The sequence below is a fragment of the Methylobacter arcticus genome, from assembly GCF_050917435.1.
GTDB classification, from domain to species: Bacteria; Pseudomonadota; Gammaproteobacteria; order Methylococcales; family Methylomonadaceae; genus Methylobacter_A; species Methylobacter_A titanis.
In genome coordinates, this window is sequence record NZ_CP159583.1 from 3280324 (window position 1) to 3296336 (window position 16013).

At 49.5% G+C, this 16013-nt stretch carries 15 protein-coding genes; 8 read left to right on the plus strand and 7 right to left on the minus strand.

Annotated elements, in window-relative coordinates; translation table 11 throughout:
* Nucleotides 1-8: 8 nt before the first annotated feature.
* Complete coding sequence (locus ABXJ76_RS15595) at nt 9-170, plus strand: hypothetical protein (RefSeq protein ID WP_432741754.1); 162 nt, start codon at nt 9-11, stop codon at nt 168-170.
* 535 nt (nt 171-705) lie between these two features.
* Here ABXJ76_RS15595 and ABXJ76_RS15600 read toward each other — a convergent pair.
* Together ABXJ76_RS15600 and ABXJ76_RS15605 are read right to left on the minus strand one after the other, a co-directional pair.
* Complete coding sequence (locus ABXJ76_RS15600) at nt 706-1092, minus strand: type II toxin-antitoxin system VapC family toxin (protein WP_432741756.1); 387 nt, start codon at nt 1090-1092, stop codon at nt 706-708.
* Nucleotides 1092-1313, minus strand: a complete 222-nt coding sequence (locus ABXJ76_RS15605; protein ID WP_432741758.1) for a DUF2281 domain-containing protein — start codon at nt 1311-1313, stop codon at nt 1092-1094. The genes ABXJ76_RS15600 and ABXJ76_RS15605 overlap by 1 nt, the downstream gene beginning before the upstream one ends.
* 215 nt (nt 1314-1528) lie before the next feature.
* On the opposite strand from ABXJ76_RS15605, the gene ABXJ76_RS15610 reads away from it, so the two are divergent.
* From ABXJ76_RS15610 to recQ, 3 genes are all read left to right on the plus strand, one after another.
* Nucleotides 1529-1813, plus strand: coding sequence for a DUF1778 domain-containing protein (locus tag ABXJ76_RS15610; RefSeq protein ID WP_432741760.1), 285 nt, complete (start codon nt 1529-1531; stop codon nt 1811-1813).
* On the plus strand, nt 1810-2310 hold the full coding sequence (locus ABXJ76_RS15615; protein ID WP_432741762.1) for a GNAT family N-acetyltransferase: 501 nt from the start codon (nt 1810-1812) through the stop codon (nt 2308-2310). Before ABXJ76_RS15610 ends, ABXJ76_RS15615 begins: the two co-directional genes overlap by 4 nt.
* Nucleotides 2311-2542: 232 nt before the next feature.
* A complete protein-coding gene (gene recQ / locus ABXJ76_RS15620) occupies nt 2543-4678 on the plus strand; it encodes a DNA helicase RecQ (RefSeq protein WP_432741764.1) in 2136 nt (711 codons plus the stop codon).
* A 152-nt stretch (nt 4679-4830) separates the two neighbouring features.
* Here recQ and ABXJ76_RS15625 read toward each other — a convergent pair whose 3' ends face one another.
* Complete coding sequence (locus ABXJ76_RS15625; protein ID WP_432741766.1) at nt 4831-5082, minus strand: hypothetical protein; 252 nt, start codon at nt 5080-5082, stop codon at nt 4831-4833.
* Between the two features lie 30 nt (nt 5083-5112).
* Nucleotides 5113-6288: a cation:proton antiporter gene (locus ABXJ76_RS15630; RefSeq protein WP_432741768.1), complete on the minus strand. Its 1176-nt coding sequence runs from the start codon at nt 6286-6288 to the stop codon at nt 5113-5115.
* A 290-nt stretch (nt 6289-6578) separates the two neighbouring features.
* On the opposite strand from ABXJ76_RS15630, the gene ABXJ76_RS15635 reads away from it, so the two are divergent.
* The 3 genes from ABXJ76_RS15635 to ABXJ76_RS15645 all read left to right on the plus strand — a co-directional run bounded on the left by ABXJ76_RS15635 (nt 6579) and on the right by ABXJ76_RS15645 (nt 11298).
* Nucleotides 6579-7370, plus strand: a complete 792-nt coding sequence (locus ABXJ76_RS15635) for a sterol desaturase family protein (protein WP_432741770.1) — start codon at nt 6579-6581, stop codon at nt 7368-7370.
* Nucleotides 7367-8008: a TIGR04282 family arsenosugar biosynthesis glycosyltransferase gene (locus ABXJ76_RS15640; protein WP_432741772.1), complete on the plus strand. Its 642-nt coding sequence runs from the start codon at nt 7367-7369 to the stop codon at nt 8006-8008. The genes ABXJ76_RS15635 and ABXJ76_RS15640 overlap by 4 nt, the downstream gene beginning before the upstream one ends.
* 443 nt (nt 8009-8451) lie before the next feature.
* On the plus strand, nt 8452-11298 hold the full coding sequence (locus ABXJ76_RS15645; protein WP_432741773.1) for a cation-transporting P-type ATPase: 2847 nt from the start codon (nt 8452-8454) through the stop codon (nt 11296-11298).
* A 9-nt stretch (nt 11299-11307) separates the two neighbouring features.
* Here the strand turns inward: ABXJ76_RS15645 and ABXJ76_RS15650 are convergent, their stop codons facing one another.
* The 3 genes from ABXJ76_RS15650 to ABXJ76_RS15660 all read right to left on the minus strand — a co-directional run bounded on the left by ABXJ76_RS15650 (nt 11308) and on the right by ABXJ76_RS15660 (nt 13107).
* Nucleotides 11308-12363 carry an IS701 family transposase gene (locus tag ABXJ76_RS15650; RefSeq protein WP_432741775.1) on the minus strand — a complete coding sequence of 352 codons (1056 nt, stop codon included), beginning with the start codon at nt 12361-12363 and terminating at the stop codon, nt 11308-11310.
* A 117-nt stretch (nt 12364-12480) separates the two neighbouring features.
* Nucleotides 12481-12795, minus strand: a complete 315-nt coding sequence (locus ABXJ76_RS15655) for a hypothetical protein (RefSeq protein WP_432741777.1) — start codon at nt 12793-12795, stop codon at nt 12481-12483.
* A 30-nt stretch (nt 12796-12825) separates the two neighbouring features.
* Nucleotides 12826-13107 carry a hypothetical protein gene (locus tag ABXJ76_RS15660; RefSeq protein WP_432741779.1) on the minus strand — a complete coding sequence of 94 codons (282 nt, stop codon included), beginning with the start codon at nt 13105-13107 and terminating at the stop codon, nt 12826-12828.
* Between the two features lie 222 nt (nt 13108-13329).
* On the opposite strand from ABXJ76_RS15660, the gene ABXJ76_RS15665 reads away from it, so the two are divergent.
* Nucleotides 13330-16011: a GNAT family N-acetyltransferase gene (locus tag ABXJ76_RS15665; RefSeq protein ID WP_432741781.1), complete on the plus strand. Its 2682-nt coding sequence runs from the start codon at nt 13330-13332 to the stop codon at nt 16009-16011.
* The last annotated feature ends 2 nt before the right edge of the window (nt 16012-16013 follow it).

A 16013-nucleotide genomic window follows, 5' to 3' on the forward strand; every position in this document is an offset into this window, starting at 1 on the left:
TTCAAATAATGAAACCAAGAACAAAAATTAAAGGAAGAAACATAAAAAATTCATTGAAACGATATGAAGAGTTTATTGATGAAAAGCTAGGTACTGTTTTAATCAATGACTTCATGCAATTAAGCCAAATTCTTGAATCTTTACAAAGACAGCGACAAAAAAGCATTTAACGCATTTTATGCCATCATATCTGAAAATATCGAGCTAAAAGAAGAGCTCAAAGAAAGAGGAGCTAGGATTGTCAAGTTATCAATAGGTAGAACACAGCCAAAGTAACCTAATCAGTGCTCTATGCTTATCTTGATTCCAGTTATGCTATTAGACAAAACGTATCGAATTGTCTAATATTGTGCGGATTCCATCTTGCCACCTAAAAATCATAACAAGCTTATTATTGCGTCCTATTTATTGTCTATCAGATGCTTGCATTGTTCGGAAATAATCATCTCGGAATGATTCGTGCATTTTTTGGGCGGCTTTACTTGCAAAGAAGGGCCGTAGGATGTGCTGAACAAAGTGAAGCGCATCAATCGCGAACGATGCGCCTCCTATCGTCGACAGCATCCTGCACCACCTCAAACCCCGTCACGCTTCAACACAGATATATCAGTCCGCATTCTGCGATGCTGCATATATAAACTACATCGTATAATGAGCGGCTTAATATAAGTTTTGTAAAGGTTTTACGCAGGCTTACAAGCCCTATCAAGACCTTAACATCACGTCCAAAATCGGCACATCATAAGATTTGAAAAAACCATCATCCGTAATCACGGTAAATTTTTCTACTATTGCCTGCGCAATTATTATTCGATCAAATGGGTCGCGGTGATGAAAAGGTAAATTTTTTAAATGGCCGATATGTTCTATGTTTAAAGGCAAAATAATAATCTCTTTAGGCAATAACGTCTCAATAGGCTGCGTTATATCCAATTTACCAATGTTTCGTTTGATTTCTATTTCCCACAAACTCACGATACTCAAAAATTTTTGATGGTCATCGTTTTCTATCAAATCACTGGCTTCAAAACTCAATTTCGGATTATCGGCCAAATGCCAAAGCAGAATATGCGTGTCTAATAAAAGATTCATCACATATAGTCCTTGAAATCATCTAATGGTTCGCAAAAATCATCGGCTATAAAGGTAATCATTTTTTTTGCAGAACCACGTTTTAAGCTTACTGTTTTATCTTCATAAGCCGGTTTAGTTGTTAATTTGCTCATTAATGACATTTGCGTTTCGATGGTTTTGATATATTGCTGAACAATATTGGCGGGTAAATCATCTGGAATATTAAGTGTAATTTGCATAATTTTTTCCTGATTTTAAGTTTTGACACTTCGATTTTCTGGCTGACGCACTCACTCGGCAATTCCAAAGCTATGCGTTTTAGGGTAGGTGACATTGTATCTTATTTGCGATTTTGCTGGAATGACAAGGACTTTGTAGCTATTTTGGCGTTGTATAATATTTGACATTGTCCGGCTGTATTCCGTACACTGCAAAAAAGAACGAGGGAATCATCATGCCAACAGAACCCATACGCACATCCCGGATTGAAGCCCGCATTGCGCCGGATGTGCTTGCCGTCGTCAAACGTGCCGCAGAGCTTCAAGGTCGTAGCGTCAGCGACTTTGTCGTGACCGCCGCGCAGGAGGCTGCGTATCGTACTATTGAAGAAACCGGCATCATCCGCATTTCCGCTGAAGATCAACGGCGCTTTGTAGACTTGCTGCTCAATCCATCCACTCCTCCGCCTGCATTGGTGCGCGCTAAAGAAGCCCACGATCAGTTATTCGGTTCGCAGTGACAGGCCGGTTTCGTATTGAGGTTTTAAACGCTCAACACGACAGGGAAAAGTTTTCTTGTGGCGTGGAAGCCTTGGATCGTTATTTACTGGAGCGCGTCACACAAGATGTGCGCCGCCGAGCTACGGCCTGTTATCTGGCATTGGAAACCGATACAGACCGCGTTGCAGGTTACTACACCCTTGCGGCCGGCGGTGTTCCTTTAACCGATATGCCGGAAGACATTATAAAGCGTCTTCCGCGCTATCCATCAGTACCCGTTGCCAAATTGGGGCGACTCGCCGTTGATGCTGATTTTCAGGGGCAGCGGTTGGGTGGAGCGCTGCTCTGGGATGCCGTTATGCGGACTTTGCGTTCCGAGATGGCGGTTTTTGCCGTTGTAGTTGATGCCAAGAACGAACATGCGGAAGCTTTCTATCGCCATCACGGCTTTACTAGTCTAGGCTCTCTACCTAAGCAACTCATTCTCTCGCTTACGAATCTTACTTTTAAAGGATAAATCCCCTTAACCCGTAGGCGGCAGTAGGCGCTAAACATATTGTGCGGCATAATGACATATAGTGTTTGCACATCTTTAGTCGGTTTTTTAAAATCTCCTCACCCTAACCCTCTCGGCAATTGCTCCTGCATTGCTCTACTACCTACACATCCGTGTAGGCATCCAGCAGGAAAGGGAACAAAAATACCGATTTTTTGATATACGATAGATATAGACCGATCCAAAAAATGTTATGAACAACAAACCAATCGAAGTCCTCAAAGCCGTTTTCGGCTATGACAAATTCAGGGGTCAACAACAGGAAGTCATCGAACGACTCATAGCCGGGCAGGATGCGTTGGTGCTGATGCCGACCGGCGGCGGCAAGTCGTTGTGCTACCAAATTCCTGCTCTCATCCGGCCCGGCGTGGGCATAGTCATTTCGCCATTGATCGCGTTAATGCAGGATCAGGTCAACGCCTTGCTGCAATTGGGCGTCAAAGCTGCGTTTCTTAACTCGACCTTATCGCTGGAACAATCCCGCAGCATCGAGCAGCAATTGCTTAACGGCGAGCTGGACTTGCTGTATATCGCCCCGGAGCGGTTGACTTCGGCGCGTACCGGCGCATTGTTCGAGCGCATCCAGATTGCGCTGTTTGCGATTGATGAGGCGCATTGCGTTTCCCAATGGGGGCATGATTTTCGGGTGGATTATCTCCAGCTTTCGCTACTGCACGAGCGCTTTCCCGACATTCCCCGCATCGCGCTGACCGCAACCGCCGACGACAAAACCCGCGCAGAAATCAAATTACGCCTGGGACTGGAACAAGCTCAGCTCTATCTCAGCGGTTTCGACCGTCCCAACATCCGTTACCGGATCGTGCAAAAACAAAATGCCCGCGACCAGCTGATCGATTTTATTCGGGCCGAACATGCCGGTGATGCCGGGATTGTCTATTGCCTGTCGCGGAAAAAAGTCGATGCCACCGCCGAATGGCTCAGAACCAAAGGCGTCAACGCCCTGCCCTATCATGCCGGCATGGCGTCCGATTTGCGCTCCAAGCATCAGCACCGGTTTTTAATGGACGAGGGTTTGGTCATTGTGGCGACCATCGCGTTCGGCATGGGTATCGACAAGCCCAATGTGCGCTTTGTCGCGCATCTGGATTTGCCCAAAAGCGTTGAGGCCTATTATCAGGAAACCGGCCGCGCCGGGCGTGACGGCCTGCCCGCCAACGCCTGGATGGCTTACGGCTTGCAGGACGTGATTACGCTACGGAAAATGCTGCAGGACTCCAATGCCGATGAGGCGCATAAACGGGTCGAATTCCACAAACTGGATGCGATGCTGGCTTTGTGCGAGCAGGTTCACTGTCGCCGCCAAGCCTTGTTGGGCTATTTCGGCGATTTGCTGGAGCAGCCCTGCGGCAACTGCGACACCTGTCTGGAGCCGGTCAACACCTGGGACGGAACGGTGGCTGCACAAAAAGCACTGTCCTGCATCCACCGCACCCAACAACGCTATGGCGTCGCCTATTTAATCGATGTGTTACTAGGCAAGGCCACCGAGCGCATTGTCAATGCCGGTCATGATAGCTTGTCGACCTTCGGCATCGGCGCGGATCTTGAGCAACAGCAATGGCATTCGGTGTTCAGGCAGCTGGTCGCACGGGGTCTGGTTGCGGTCGATTTCGACCGCTTTGGCGCGTTGCAACTGACCGAAGCCTGCCGCCCCATTTTGCGCGGCGAACAGCAGCTGATGTTGCGCAAGGACTTGAAAGCTACAAAAGTGAAGGGCAGCAAAAGAGAAAGCAGGCAGTTCGGCAAAGCTGACGATACCCTGTTGTGGAATGCCTTGCGCGCCAAGCGCAAGGCGATCGCCGAGGCTCAGGACGTGCCGCCTTATGTCATTTTTCATGACGCCACCTTGATGGCGATGCTGGAAGCGAAGCCGACCAACCGCCAGCAAATGAGCCTGCTGTCCGGTATCGGCGAACGCAAACTGGAACTTTACGCCGATGAATTTCTGGCGGTGATCAAAGAATTCGCCAACCTTAACAACGGGCCGATTGGTCTGTCGGATACCATGGCCGAATCGGTCGCCTTATTCCGGCTGGGATACAGCGTCAAGCAGATTGCCCAGCAACGAGAGCTTAAAGAAGAAACCATTTACAGCCATCTGGCCGAGTCTTTGGAACAGGGGATGTTGATGCTGGCCGATGTGGTTGAATTGCCCGAGCAGGAAATCAGGCGGATAGAGGCCGCTATGCTCGATTTGCCTGAGGATCAAAGGAACGCACTTAAACCGGTTTATGAGCAGTTTGAGGGACAATACAGTTATGGAATTTTGCGTTGCATCCGGGCGGCTTTACAGCATCAAACCAGGTGATGGCAAGCCGGGCTAAAGGTAGAAAATAGTGTCGAACAGCACCAAAGAAAGGCGTGGGCAGCTGTGTGGTTGTGGGGGCGACTTTAGCAATGAAAAGGACATAACTCATAGCGCAGCACAAGGGGCGACCGGCCGGTCGCCCCTACCCTTTATTATTTTAATTTCGGCTTATAAGGCTCGCACAGCGCAAGATACAACGGCACTGAAGTAAATCCCATGACAACAGGCGGCATGACAAAATCAAACCAGGGATATTGTAGCGAAAGACTGCGGTAGGCTTGAGTCGCCCATTCGCTGAGCGAGGTCATCATAACGATAACCAAGCCGACAATGATTGCGCCTACCCAGAATACGAGGCGTTGTTTCCAGGCGATATAGGAAAGAAAAACCCTACGTTTTTCCACAATAAGCCCCAAACCCAAAGTTACCTTGGATCACCAAGGCAGCGTGAATTTTCCGCGTAATTTTACGGCCAGGATGGGAAATAACAATACCGAAATCATACCCGCGCTCACCAGTATGGAGGCTCTGTCCTGTGGCATAAGTCCGGAGGAAACGCCGATTTCGCTGATGATAATAATCAGAGGCAGACCTGTAGCAGAATAAAACGCGAAAGGCAGTTTTTCTTCGGGTGTCAGTTCCTTCTTGTATAGCAGCAACGGAACGCCTCGAATCAACAGCATCAAAGCCAACAAAAGAGCTATTTGTACCGGAGCCAGAGGGGCAGACCATAAGGCGCTGACTTCAAATTTCATGCCTGCAACGATAAAAAATATGGGTATCAGAAAACCATAACCGATCGCATCCAGCTTATGCCGCAACAATTCGCCCTCATTTCCTTTAATGGCAAGACCGACCACCATGCCGGCAACAAATGCCCCCAACACGATATTCAGGCCAAATGTAGCGGCAAGCGTGACCAATAGAACCTGCAACAAGAGACAAATTCTGACCGGAAGCTGGCCACTGCTCTGCATGGTGTGCGCCAGCTTTTCAATTAATGGGGATGAGCGCATTTGTAGGGCAATATTGGCCACGATTAGGGCAAAGATGATAAAAGTCACCATGAACAGCGTATGCAGAAAAGTGTCCTTAGCAGGGATCACCACAAGCGAAATTAACATCAAAGGAACAAACTCACCGACAGCGGCTGTTGCCAACATATACTTCCCGAAATCGGTGTTCAGTTCTCCCCGGTCACGCAGAATGGGGGCCAGTATACCGAAAGCGGTAGTGGATAAGGCGACTGCGGCCAACATTACCGGCGTCTCGATGAGTCCGATGCTATTGAAAAAGAACATACAAAGCATCGCCAATAAGAACGAAAGAAACCAACCACCTACCGCCAATGACAAGGCTTTGCCGCGAATTTTATCAAAATCGATCTCAAGTCCGACCATGAATAACAAAAAAGCTAAACCAAGCTCTCCCAATGTACCGATCATACCGCCCGGAGTGGCCAAGTTGAACATATGAGGCCCTATCAGCATGCCCAAAACGACTTCAAGAACCACGACAGGTATGCGAACGATACTAGGCAACTCCCTAAGAAGCGCCGCCAGCATGGCAACAAATGCAATCAGCAAGAGTTCAGAAGGATATGATTCCATAGTTTGTATCCATTATTGGTTTAATTAAACTTAAGGGGCTTGAGTTTAAATCAGTTATCCATCACAAACCATTTTTTAGTAGTAGAATTCGTCTAACTGCTCAGTAGTTACAGCGATTCTTTGTAACTTCAGCTACAGACAATTGGGCGCTTTTATTCACCACGAAGATCATAAAAAAAGCTGTCTTTCGTACTCTTCGTGGTTATGATTTTTTAAGCCTGCCTATCGATTTTTTGTGGATTTAGCTGCGCTAATAAGAAGCTACGATTCTTTAACACAAGGAGACAATTTTGGAAACCATCATCCGTTTAAGCGCAGCGCTCGGTATTTTCTGCATCATGATTGCCTGGGAATATGTCAGTCCCAGAAGAATCAAGCATATCAGCCGCAAACAACGCTGGCCGGTTAACCTGGGGCTCGCCGCATTCAACATCGCGATCATGCGCTTAAGCCTGGGCGGCATTGCCTACCTGAGCGCGGTTACCGCCGCAGACCAAGGTTACGGCCTGCTAAACCAGTTGCCAACGCCCGAGTGGCTGTCGATTATCGTGACTTTGCTGTTCCTTGATTTTGCCATTTACTGCCAGCATATCCTTTCGCACAAATGGCCGCTGCTTTGGCATTTACATCAGGTGCATCATACCGATCTGGAATTCGACGCCACCACCGCCGTGCGCTTTCACCCGCTGGAGATTATGATTTCCATGCTGTACAAGGTGCTGTGTATTGTTTTGATCGGCGCCGACCCGTGGGCGGTCATCGCTTTTGAAATTATCCTTAACGGTGCTGCAACCTTTAATCACAGCAATATCAACATTCCACCGGCAATTGATAAAAAACTGCGCTGGCTGGTTATCACGCCGGACATGCACCGCATCCATCACTCGACTATTCCGGCCGAAACCGACAGCAATTACGGCTTTTCCATTTCCTGCTGGGACAGGCTGTGCAAAACCTATGTTGCCGAACCCCGGCAGCCGCAAACGACCATGGCTATGGGTTTAAAGCCTTTCCGCCAGCAACAGGAATTAGGCTTCATGCAGTTATTGCTGCTGCCTTTTAAGGCGTTACGGAAACGATGACTTACCAATATCCCAATGCCGTGCTGATGATTTTCTGCAAAGCCCCGATTCCCGGCCAGGTCAAGACCCGTTTAATCCCGGAATTAACCGCCGAACAAGCTGCCGAACTTCATATCGAACTCAGCACAAAAACGCTGCAACGGGCTATACAAAACAACTTATGCCCCGTACAACTCTGGTGCGCACCGACAACCGACCATGACTTTTTTACGGCGTCGAAAGCCGCCTATCCGTTAGTGCTAAAGCAACAACAGGGAGCCGATTTAGGCGAACGCATGCACCACGCTTTTTGCTCGGCACTTGCCACCTATTCCCGCGCCTTGCTAATGGGCTGCGATTGCCCGTCATTAAGCGGACAGGATTTGGAACAAGCGTTAACCGCCTTAAATCAGGAAAATGAAATCGTCATAGCCCCCGCAGAAGACGGCGGTTATGTGCTGATCGGACTCAACCGACCCCACCCGGAACTCTTTGACAACATGCCCTGGGGAACGGCGCGAGTGCTCGACCAAACCCGTAACCGTATCGCTTACTATAAGCTACGTCATCATGAACTGAGTGAGCAGTGGGATTTGGATACGCCGGAGGATTTGGCGCGGTATCGGGGGGCAATGACTCTGAACATCTCTTCAAGTTAGTCAGTCCGCATTTCATAATTTTTCCTCGTTCCCTCGCGGGTGGCATTACCGCCATTAGATTAAGAGCTTGGCATTAGGGTGGGCGCGAATTTATTCGCGCAGTGACAGCCAAATGCGCGAATAAATTCGCGCCCACAATGTTCAGTCATCACTGTCTTTTCAGTCTACCTTAATGGCAGTGCCACGGGAGAGCCAATAAGTTATGTAGATACCTATGCTTCTTGACAGGGATTGACTCCGCGTTCTAGCCGGTTTCCGGAATGACGGCAATATGACTTATGTAACCCTGCAAACCGAATTGCCTCACCACGAATTGTCCGGCATACTTAAAGTTGAATAAGTTGATTTTTATAGCCATAACAAGCTTAGTCCCACGAATGATTTTTCAGCAATTACTTTAAACATACCCCAAAACGCACCCTGATAAAACACAGGACATCATTATGAAAGATTCAGTAATTTGGCATTACCTAGCCTCACTCACGTTAGATGACCTATCACTGACCCTGGTGCTCTCATTCGTTTTTGGCTTAAGCGCTCTTTGGCAGCTGTCACGAGTGCGCCGAAAGCGCCATACCCAGACAACAACCGGGGCAGAACCGATAACCGACACCCCGGACTGGCATACCATGACAGCTGAAGCGGCGCTGAAAGCGTTGCACGTCGATGCCGAGCAGGGTCTCAGTGACGCTGACGTTGAACAACAGCTTGCGCTGCACGGGCCAAATCATTTACCTGAAAAAAAACCGCCCAGCGCTCTGTTACGCTTTATCAGCCAATTTCATAATCTGTTAATTTATGTGCTACTCGTCACGGCTGCCATTACCGCCTTGCTGGACCACTGGACTGACACCCTAGTTATTCTGGGGGTGGTCTTGGTCAACTCAGTCATCGGCTATGTGCAAGAAGGTAAAGCCGAGGATGCCTTGCGTGCGATCCGACAAATGCTGTCCTCCCATGCCATCGTGCTGCGCAATGGCAAAAAAACCACCCTGGCTGCCGGAGACCTGGTTCCCGGCGACATCGTCATGCTGCAATCAGGCGATAAAGTGCCTGCCGATATGCGCCTGATTAACGTTAAAAATCTTCAAGTTCAAGAGGCTGCTTTGACTGGCGAGTCGGTGCCGGTCGAGAAAAAGACCAATCCGGTCGATATCGACGCAGTGCTTGGCGACCGGATTAATCTGACCTATTCAGGGACTTTAGTCACCGCTGGTCAAGCAAAAGGCGTGGTCATTGCTACCGGTGCCAACACCGAAATCGGCCATATCAGTCGGATGGTTGCCGATGTACAAACCCTGACGACCCCGCTGCTCCTGCAAATGGCAGTGTTTGCCCGTTGGATCACTGCTGCTGTTATTGTGTTATCCAGCTTGGTTTTTGCGTTCGGCATGATCGTGCGTGGCGGCAACGCAATAGATATGTTTATGACCGTGGTCGGGCTTGCGGTTGCTGCTATACCCGAAGGTCTGCCCGCGATTTTAACGGTGACATTAGCCATAGGCGTACAAAGCCTGGCCCACCGTAACGCCATTATCCGGCGATTGCCTGCGGTTGAAACACTGGGAGCGGTGAGCATTATTTGCTCCGATAAAACCGGAACACTCACCCGAAATGAAATGACGGTTCGTTCGGTGGTGACCGCCGATCGACAATTGGAGGTCACCGGAACCGGCTATGAACCGGTCGGCGAATTCCTATTCGACGGAAAAGCACTGAGCCCGGATAGCGATGCGGTACTACTGCAATCGCTGCAAACCGCAATCTATTGTAACGACGCCAGCGTTGAGCAAAAACACGAAACCTGGAAAGTACACGGCGATCCGATGGAGGCGGCGTTACTGATTGCCGGACTTAAAGCCGATTTACACGCCGAAGAGGCATTAACAGCATGGCCGCGTGTCGACATCATTCCTTTTGAGTCGGAACATAAATTTATGGCGACGCTGCATCGCAATCATCAGGGCGACGCCATGATTTATCTGAAAGGCGCACCTGAGCGCCTGCTAAAGCTGTGTTCGCTTGAACGCGCAGCTGATGGCGACCGGCCTATCCAGCGCGATACCTGGAATACTGCGATAGAAGCGCTGGCCAAGCAAGGGCAACGAGTGCTTGGCGTCGCCTGCAAACCGGCACAGACGCATCAGGCCGAACTCGATTTTAATGACCTTGACCAAGGACTGGTTCTTTTAGGGCTGTTCGGCTTAATCGATCCGCCGCGCACCGAGGCCATTGCCGCTGTCAAAGAATGCATTACCGCCGGTATTCGGGTAAAAATGATTACCGGCGATCACCAGGTGACAGCTTGCAGCATCGCCGCCCAATTAAATTTACAGAACAGTCGAGAAGCGATTACCGGTCAGATGATCGATACCTTCAGCGATGAGGAATTGCTGGCGCGCGTTCAAGACGTCGATGTTTTTGCCCGGGTCAGTCCCGAGCATAAATTGCGCCTGGTCAGCTTGTTGCAAACCGGCGGTGCCATTGTGGCGATGACTGGCGATGGCGTTAATGATGCGCCAGCGCTGCGCCGCGCCGACGTAGGTATTGCGATGGGGCACAAAGGCACCGAAGCCGCCAAGGATGCATCGGAAATGGTGATTACCGACGATAATTTTGCGACCATTGTCCATGCCATCGAGCAAGGGCGCACCGTTTATGCCAATCTTAAGAAAGCGATTGTGTTCTTATTGCCGGTCAATGGCGGCGAATCCATGAGCATCATCGTCGCTATTTTATTGGGTTATACCTTGCCGATTACCCCGTTACAAATTCTCTGGGTTAACATGGTCAGCTCGGTTGCTTTAGCCATGGCCTTAGCCTTTGATCCGGCCGAACCCGACCTGATGACGCGCCCGCCGCGTCCAGCTAAAGAACCAATTCTTTCGGGCTTTTTAGTCTGGCGTATCGCCCTGGTATCGGGATTATTTGCGCTGGGCGTATTTAGTATTTTTTATTGGAGCCAACGGCAAGGCTCCAGTCTGGAAGAGGCTCGTACTTACGCCGTCAACACGCTGGTCGTCATGGAAATATTTTATTTGTTAAGTGTCCGTTATTTAAGGGTTTCCACATTAAGTTTTAAGCGCATGTTTAACTCCATGGCGGTTATTTATGCTCTAGGCACTGTGATAACACTGCAACTTATTTTTACTTATGCACCGTTCATGGAGCGCTTTTTTGATACCCGGCCGATCGATTTTGTCCATGGTCTTGAAATTCTGGGTATAGGCTTGGGTTTATTTCTCTTATTGGAGCTGGAAAAAAGCGTACGCAGAAAATTTTTCAATTAAAGACTGATGTTACGCAGCCAGTAATTTTTGCAACTCTTCATAAGCTATCTGGTTCGCTTTGATAAACAGCTTAGTTCTTAGCGCAAAATGATTGGCCTTGTGTTTTATCTTCAGACATTCCAGCTTGAACACCGCATAGATCGACATGAAGACAGGGTTGTTCTGGGTAGTGACCGTACGGGTTGGTGACTGTGCCAACCCCGCATTGGATTTTAATGACTTGTGGAACTCCTCAACTTTCCACCGTTTTTGGTAGATCGTGGCGGCTTGTTCGCCATTGCACGCTAAATCACTGCATACCAGATTCAATAGGCCGATGCTGCCGTCTTTGTTTGTAAAGACCCGACGGACGAAAAGCACCTCATGAGGAAAACCTTTCATCCAACCGCGCACCGCCTGCTGATCCGCCAATTCCAGCTGACTGATCCGTACAAAACGGCCTTCTTTCTTGTCGTCTTCTGTTAAAGCCACCAAGCGGTTATCCTTTAGGGCGCTGATGAAGTGCTTGTCTTTTTTCAGGATGAACTCAAAGTTTTCCTTGCTGGCAAACCAACTGTCTGTCAACACATAGCGGAACTTGATGGCATTCGCCACACTGGTCGCTATCATCTCCCGCATCAGCTCATTTTTGGTGAACTCACTGGCCCGCTTGACCTTGCGGGTCTTCACATCACTGAACTGGTAAGGCTTGCGCACCACTTCAAAGGCGACGGGAATTGAAACTTCCCCGCTATAGTATAGGGCGTTCAGCAAATTGATTCCTTTGACCGAACGCCCTTTGCAGTGATCATAGTGCCAGCACATGATTTCGTTCTCATCCGTCCAGGCCTTCTCCTGAATGGTATCGTCAAATATCAAGCAACCATCTTCCCGTTCTATCTGGCGTACTGTCGCTTTAACTTGCCCCCACAGGTCTTTGGAGGTAAATGCTTTCGATGCCAGAAAACGCGTCATCTGGTCATGGCTTATATCCCCTTCCATCATTGCCGACAATCCGGTCGCCGTCGCAAACCCGTTATTGCAGATCAGGTAGTCTGTGTATAATTCTAGTTTTATTTTTTCCATCCCGAAATAATACGCTTTTTGAAGGGTGGGTGCGTAACATCAGTTAAAGAATAAAATCATCGCGGTACCAATCAGATTCTGCCCGGATTTTTCCAGGCAGATTCTGTTATGCCATGATCAAACCCGCTTGTTAAAATCCTTCTCCCCAATCACCAGAACCAGAACCATAGCAATCATTACCATTATCTTAGTCACCGGAATACCGACCAGAAACACAAAGTGCTGTTGCTGTGGATTACCCGAAGCCGCTTGTAAGGTGATATTAAGCCTGTAGATGCCGCGCTGCCGGATGGTTTGCGAAATTGACGGCCCAGAGTTCATAGACTGTTCCGGCTGCCGCTTAATCACGGTAAATGCCTGGGCGGGATTTAACCACGAAGTCAATGCCGCTAATTCCAGTGCGACTAAGGTCTTTTCCTGTTCTGCTGCCATTGGCTCCACCGCCAACACGATTTGCCCAAGTTAGGGAAAAAAGTGGCAAAAGTGTTTGCCTACAGGACGTAGGTAAGGGGCGTGAGCAGGAGCGGAAGCTTTGCCTACAGGACGTAGGTAAGGGGCGTGAGCAGGAGCGGAAGCTTTGCCTACAGGACGTAGGTAAGGGGCGTGAGCAGGAGCGGAAGCTTTGCCTTCCAGCTCCGGCTGAAAGGAGTAACCGCTGATTCGCAATCGGGTTTCGCCTACTGTCATAAAACAACTTTTGTTGTGATCGACTCCGGCATGGGCCAATACCGGTTGATAAGTCATTAAGCTAAAAAGTGCGCCGATCAGAAGGCGCGCGCGGCAAGCCCTACTCCGCTGGGTCAGCAATCGTTTCAAAATATTTCCCGTCAAGTCGAAAAGGCTAGTGTAGCAATTTATCTCGCCGCTTATGACCTCGTCATTAAAATTTAATCAGCTCAATAGGTCATCAATGTTAGAATTTTTAACTATAAACCGCATTTTCATTACCTTATTTCCGGAGCACCGATGGGCCCTCATTATCTGAACCGTTTTTTCACCCCCAAATCCGTTGCTATCGTTGGCGCTTCCGAGCGCGAGGAAAGTGTAGGCTACCGGTTATTGCTGAACATGCAGGAAGCGGGTTTCAAAGGCGGACTTTATCCGGTCAACCACAAACGCGAAACCTTATTAGGTTTAAAAGCTTATCCTGATCTCAATGCCGTTCCCGAGGATCTCGATCTGGTGGTGATTGCGACACCGGCACTTAGTGTGCCAAGCGTAGTACGTCAGTGCGGCGAAAAAGGCGTTACCTCGGCGATCATTATCAGCGCCGGTTTTGGCGAACTCGGTGCCGAAGGCAAACGGCTGCAACAGGAAGTTCTGGACATCGCCCGTCGCTACAATATCCGCATCATCGGCCCGAACTGTCTGGGCGTTGCTCGTCCCAGCGCGCAGCTTAATGCAACGTTCGGCGACGGCACCATTAAAGACGGCAATCTGGCGCTATTGTCCCAATCCGGCGCGGTGTGTACGGCGATTTTGGATTGGGCCAAATCCCAGGACATCGGCTTTTCAACGGTGGTTTCAATGGGCGGCGCGGCGGATATTGATTTCGGCGAAGTTTTGGATTATTTGGCGACAGACGGCAAAACCACCGGTATTTTGATGTACGTTGAAGGCATACGCGATGCCCGTCGTTTTTTAAGCGGTCTAAAAGCTGCGGCACGGTTAAAACCGGTAATTCTGATTAAATCGGGCCGACATGAAGCCGGCTGCAAGGCCGCTATGTCGCATACCGGGGCGATGGTCGGCGGCGACAATGTATTCGATGCGGCGATTGCCAGAGCCGGTGTGGTCAGAGCCTACAATATTAACGAATTGTTTTCTGCGGCCCGCGTTTTGGCCAACAATTATGTGGTCAAAAAAGACCGCCTGGCGATTATCACCAATGCCGGCGGCCCCGGCGTGATGAGTACCGATCGCGCCGAAGATGTCGGCATCCAAATGGCGGAACTCAGCCCTGCCAGCATCGCCGCGCTGGACGAGGTGTTGCCGGTACACTGGTCGCATGCCAATCCGGTCGATATTCTGGGTGACGCGACTTCCGAGCGTTACCAAAAAGCCTTGGAAATCTGCCTTAAAGATAAAAATATCGACGGCATCCTGGTCATACTGACGCCCCAGGCGATGACCGATCCGACCCAGGTCGCCGAATGCATTATCGAAGGCGCAAAAACCAGCAAAAAACCGGTGCTGGCTTCATGGACCGGCGGAGCACGGGTTCAGGAAGGCCGTAATCTTTTTGACAACAGCAAGGTAGCTCACTTTAGTACGCCTGAAGTCGCTGTCGATGCGTTTGGATTCCTGGCCAGCTATGCCCAGAATCAAATCCTGCTGAAACAAATCCCCTCGCCTACCGATGAACTGGCGACTCCCGATGTTACCGGCGCCCGCCTGATTATCGAACGGGTGCTTTCAGAAGGCCGACAGGTGTTAACCGCGCAGGAATCCAAGGCCATCCTGGCCGCATTCCATATCCCGGTCACCCAAACTATCAAAGTTTCCAGCGCCAAAGATGCGATGATTGCCGCTGAAACCTTGCGCTTTCCGGTGGTGTTAAAAGTCAATATGGCTGAATTCAGCCATAAATCCGATATCGGCGGCGTGCGGCTTAACATCAACAGCGTTCAGGATATTTCCCACAATTACCTCGAAATGGAAGCCGAGATTAAACAAAAATATCCCGAGATCACCGAAGTCGGCATGACGGTTGAGCCGATGTTTAAATCGCCGAGCGGCCGCGAACTGATGATAGGCGTGGTCAGGGATCCGGTATTCGGCCCTGCGATTAGCTTTGGCCTTGGCGGAACCATGGTGGAAATCTTGCAGGATAATGCGGTCGCCCTGCCGCCGCTGAATGCTTATATGGTTGAGCAAATGATTGCCAAAACCAAGGCAGCCAAATATCTGGATGCGTTCCGTCAATTGCCGCCCGCCAATAAGAAAGCGTTGGTGGATGCATTGCTGAATATATCGACGATGGTCAGTGAATTGCCGGAGATTTTAGAGCTGGATATTAATCCGCTGATCGTCGATGAACACGGCGTAATGGCGGTTGATGCCCGTATTAAAGCGGAAACGTCGCATCAGTTAAGCCCGTATTCGCATATGGCGATTCATCCTTATCCGCATGAGTTAATCCAGCATCACCTATTGACTAACGGCGTCAATATTAGCATCAGGCCGATTCGCCCTGAAGATGCAGGCATGGAAAAAGATTTTGTCCATCGCTTATCCGAACGCACGAAATATTTCCGCTTCATGCAATCCTTGCAGGAATTGACCCCGGAAATGGTGGTGCGCTTCACCCAAATCGATTATGACCGGGAAATGGCTTTTGTTGCGGTAACCGACGATAAAAGCATGCCGAACGAATTGGGTGTGGGCCGCTACATGGTTAATCCGGACGGACATTCGGTAGAATTTGCGCTGGTCGTTGCCGACGACTGCCAGCATTTGGGTATTGGCACCAAGCTGATGAAAACCTTGTTGCAAACCGCCAAAGCCAAAGGCATGTCATTCTTTGAAGGTGAAGTGCTGGCTGTTAACAAGCCGATGTTGTCGCTGGTAACTAAGCTGGGTTTCAGCATCGAAAGTATCGCCGATGATCAGGAAGTAGTGCGGGTTGTTAAAGATTTGAGGAAGTAATC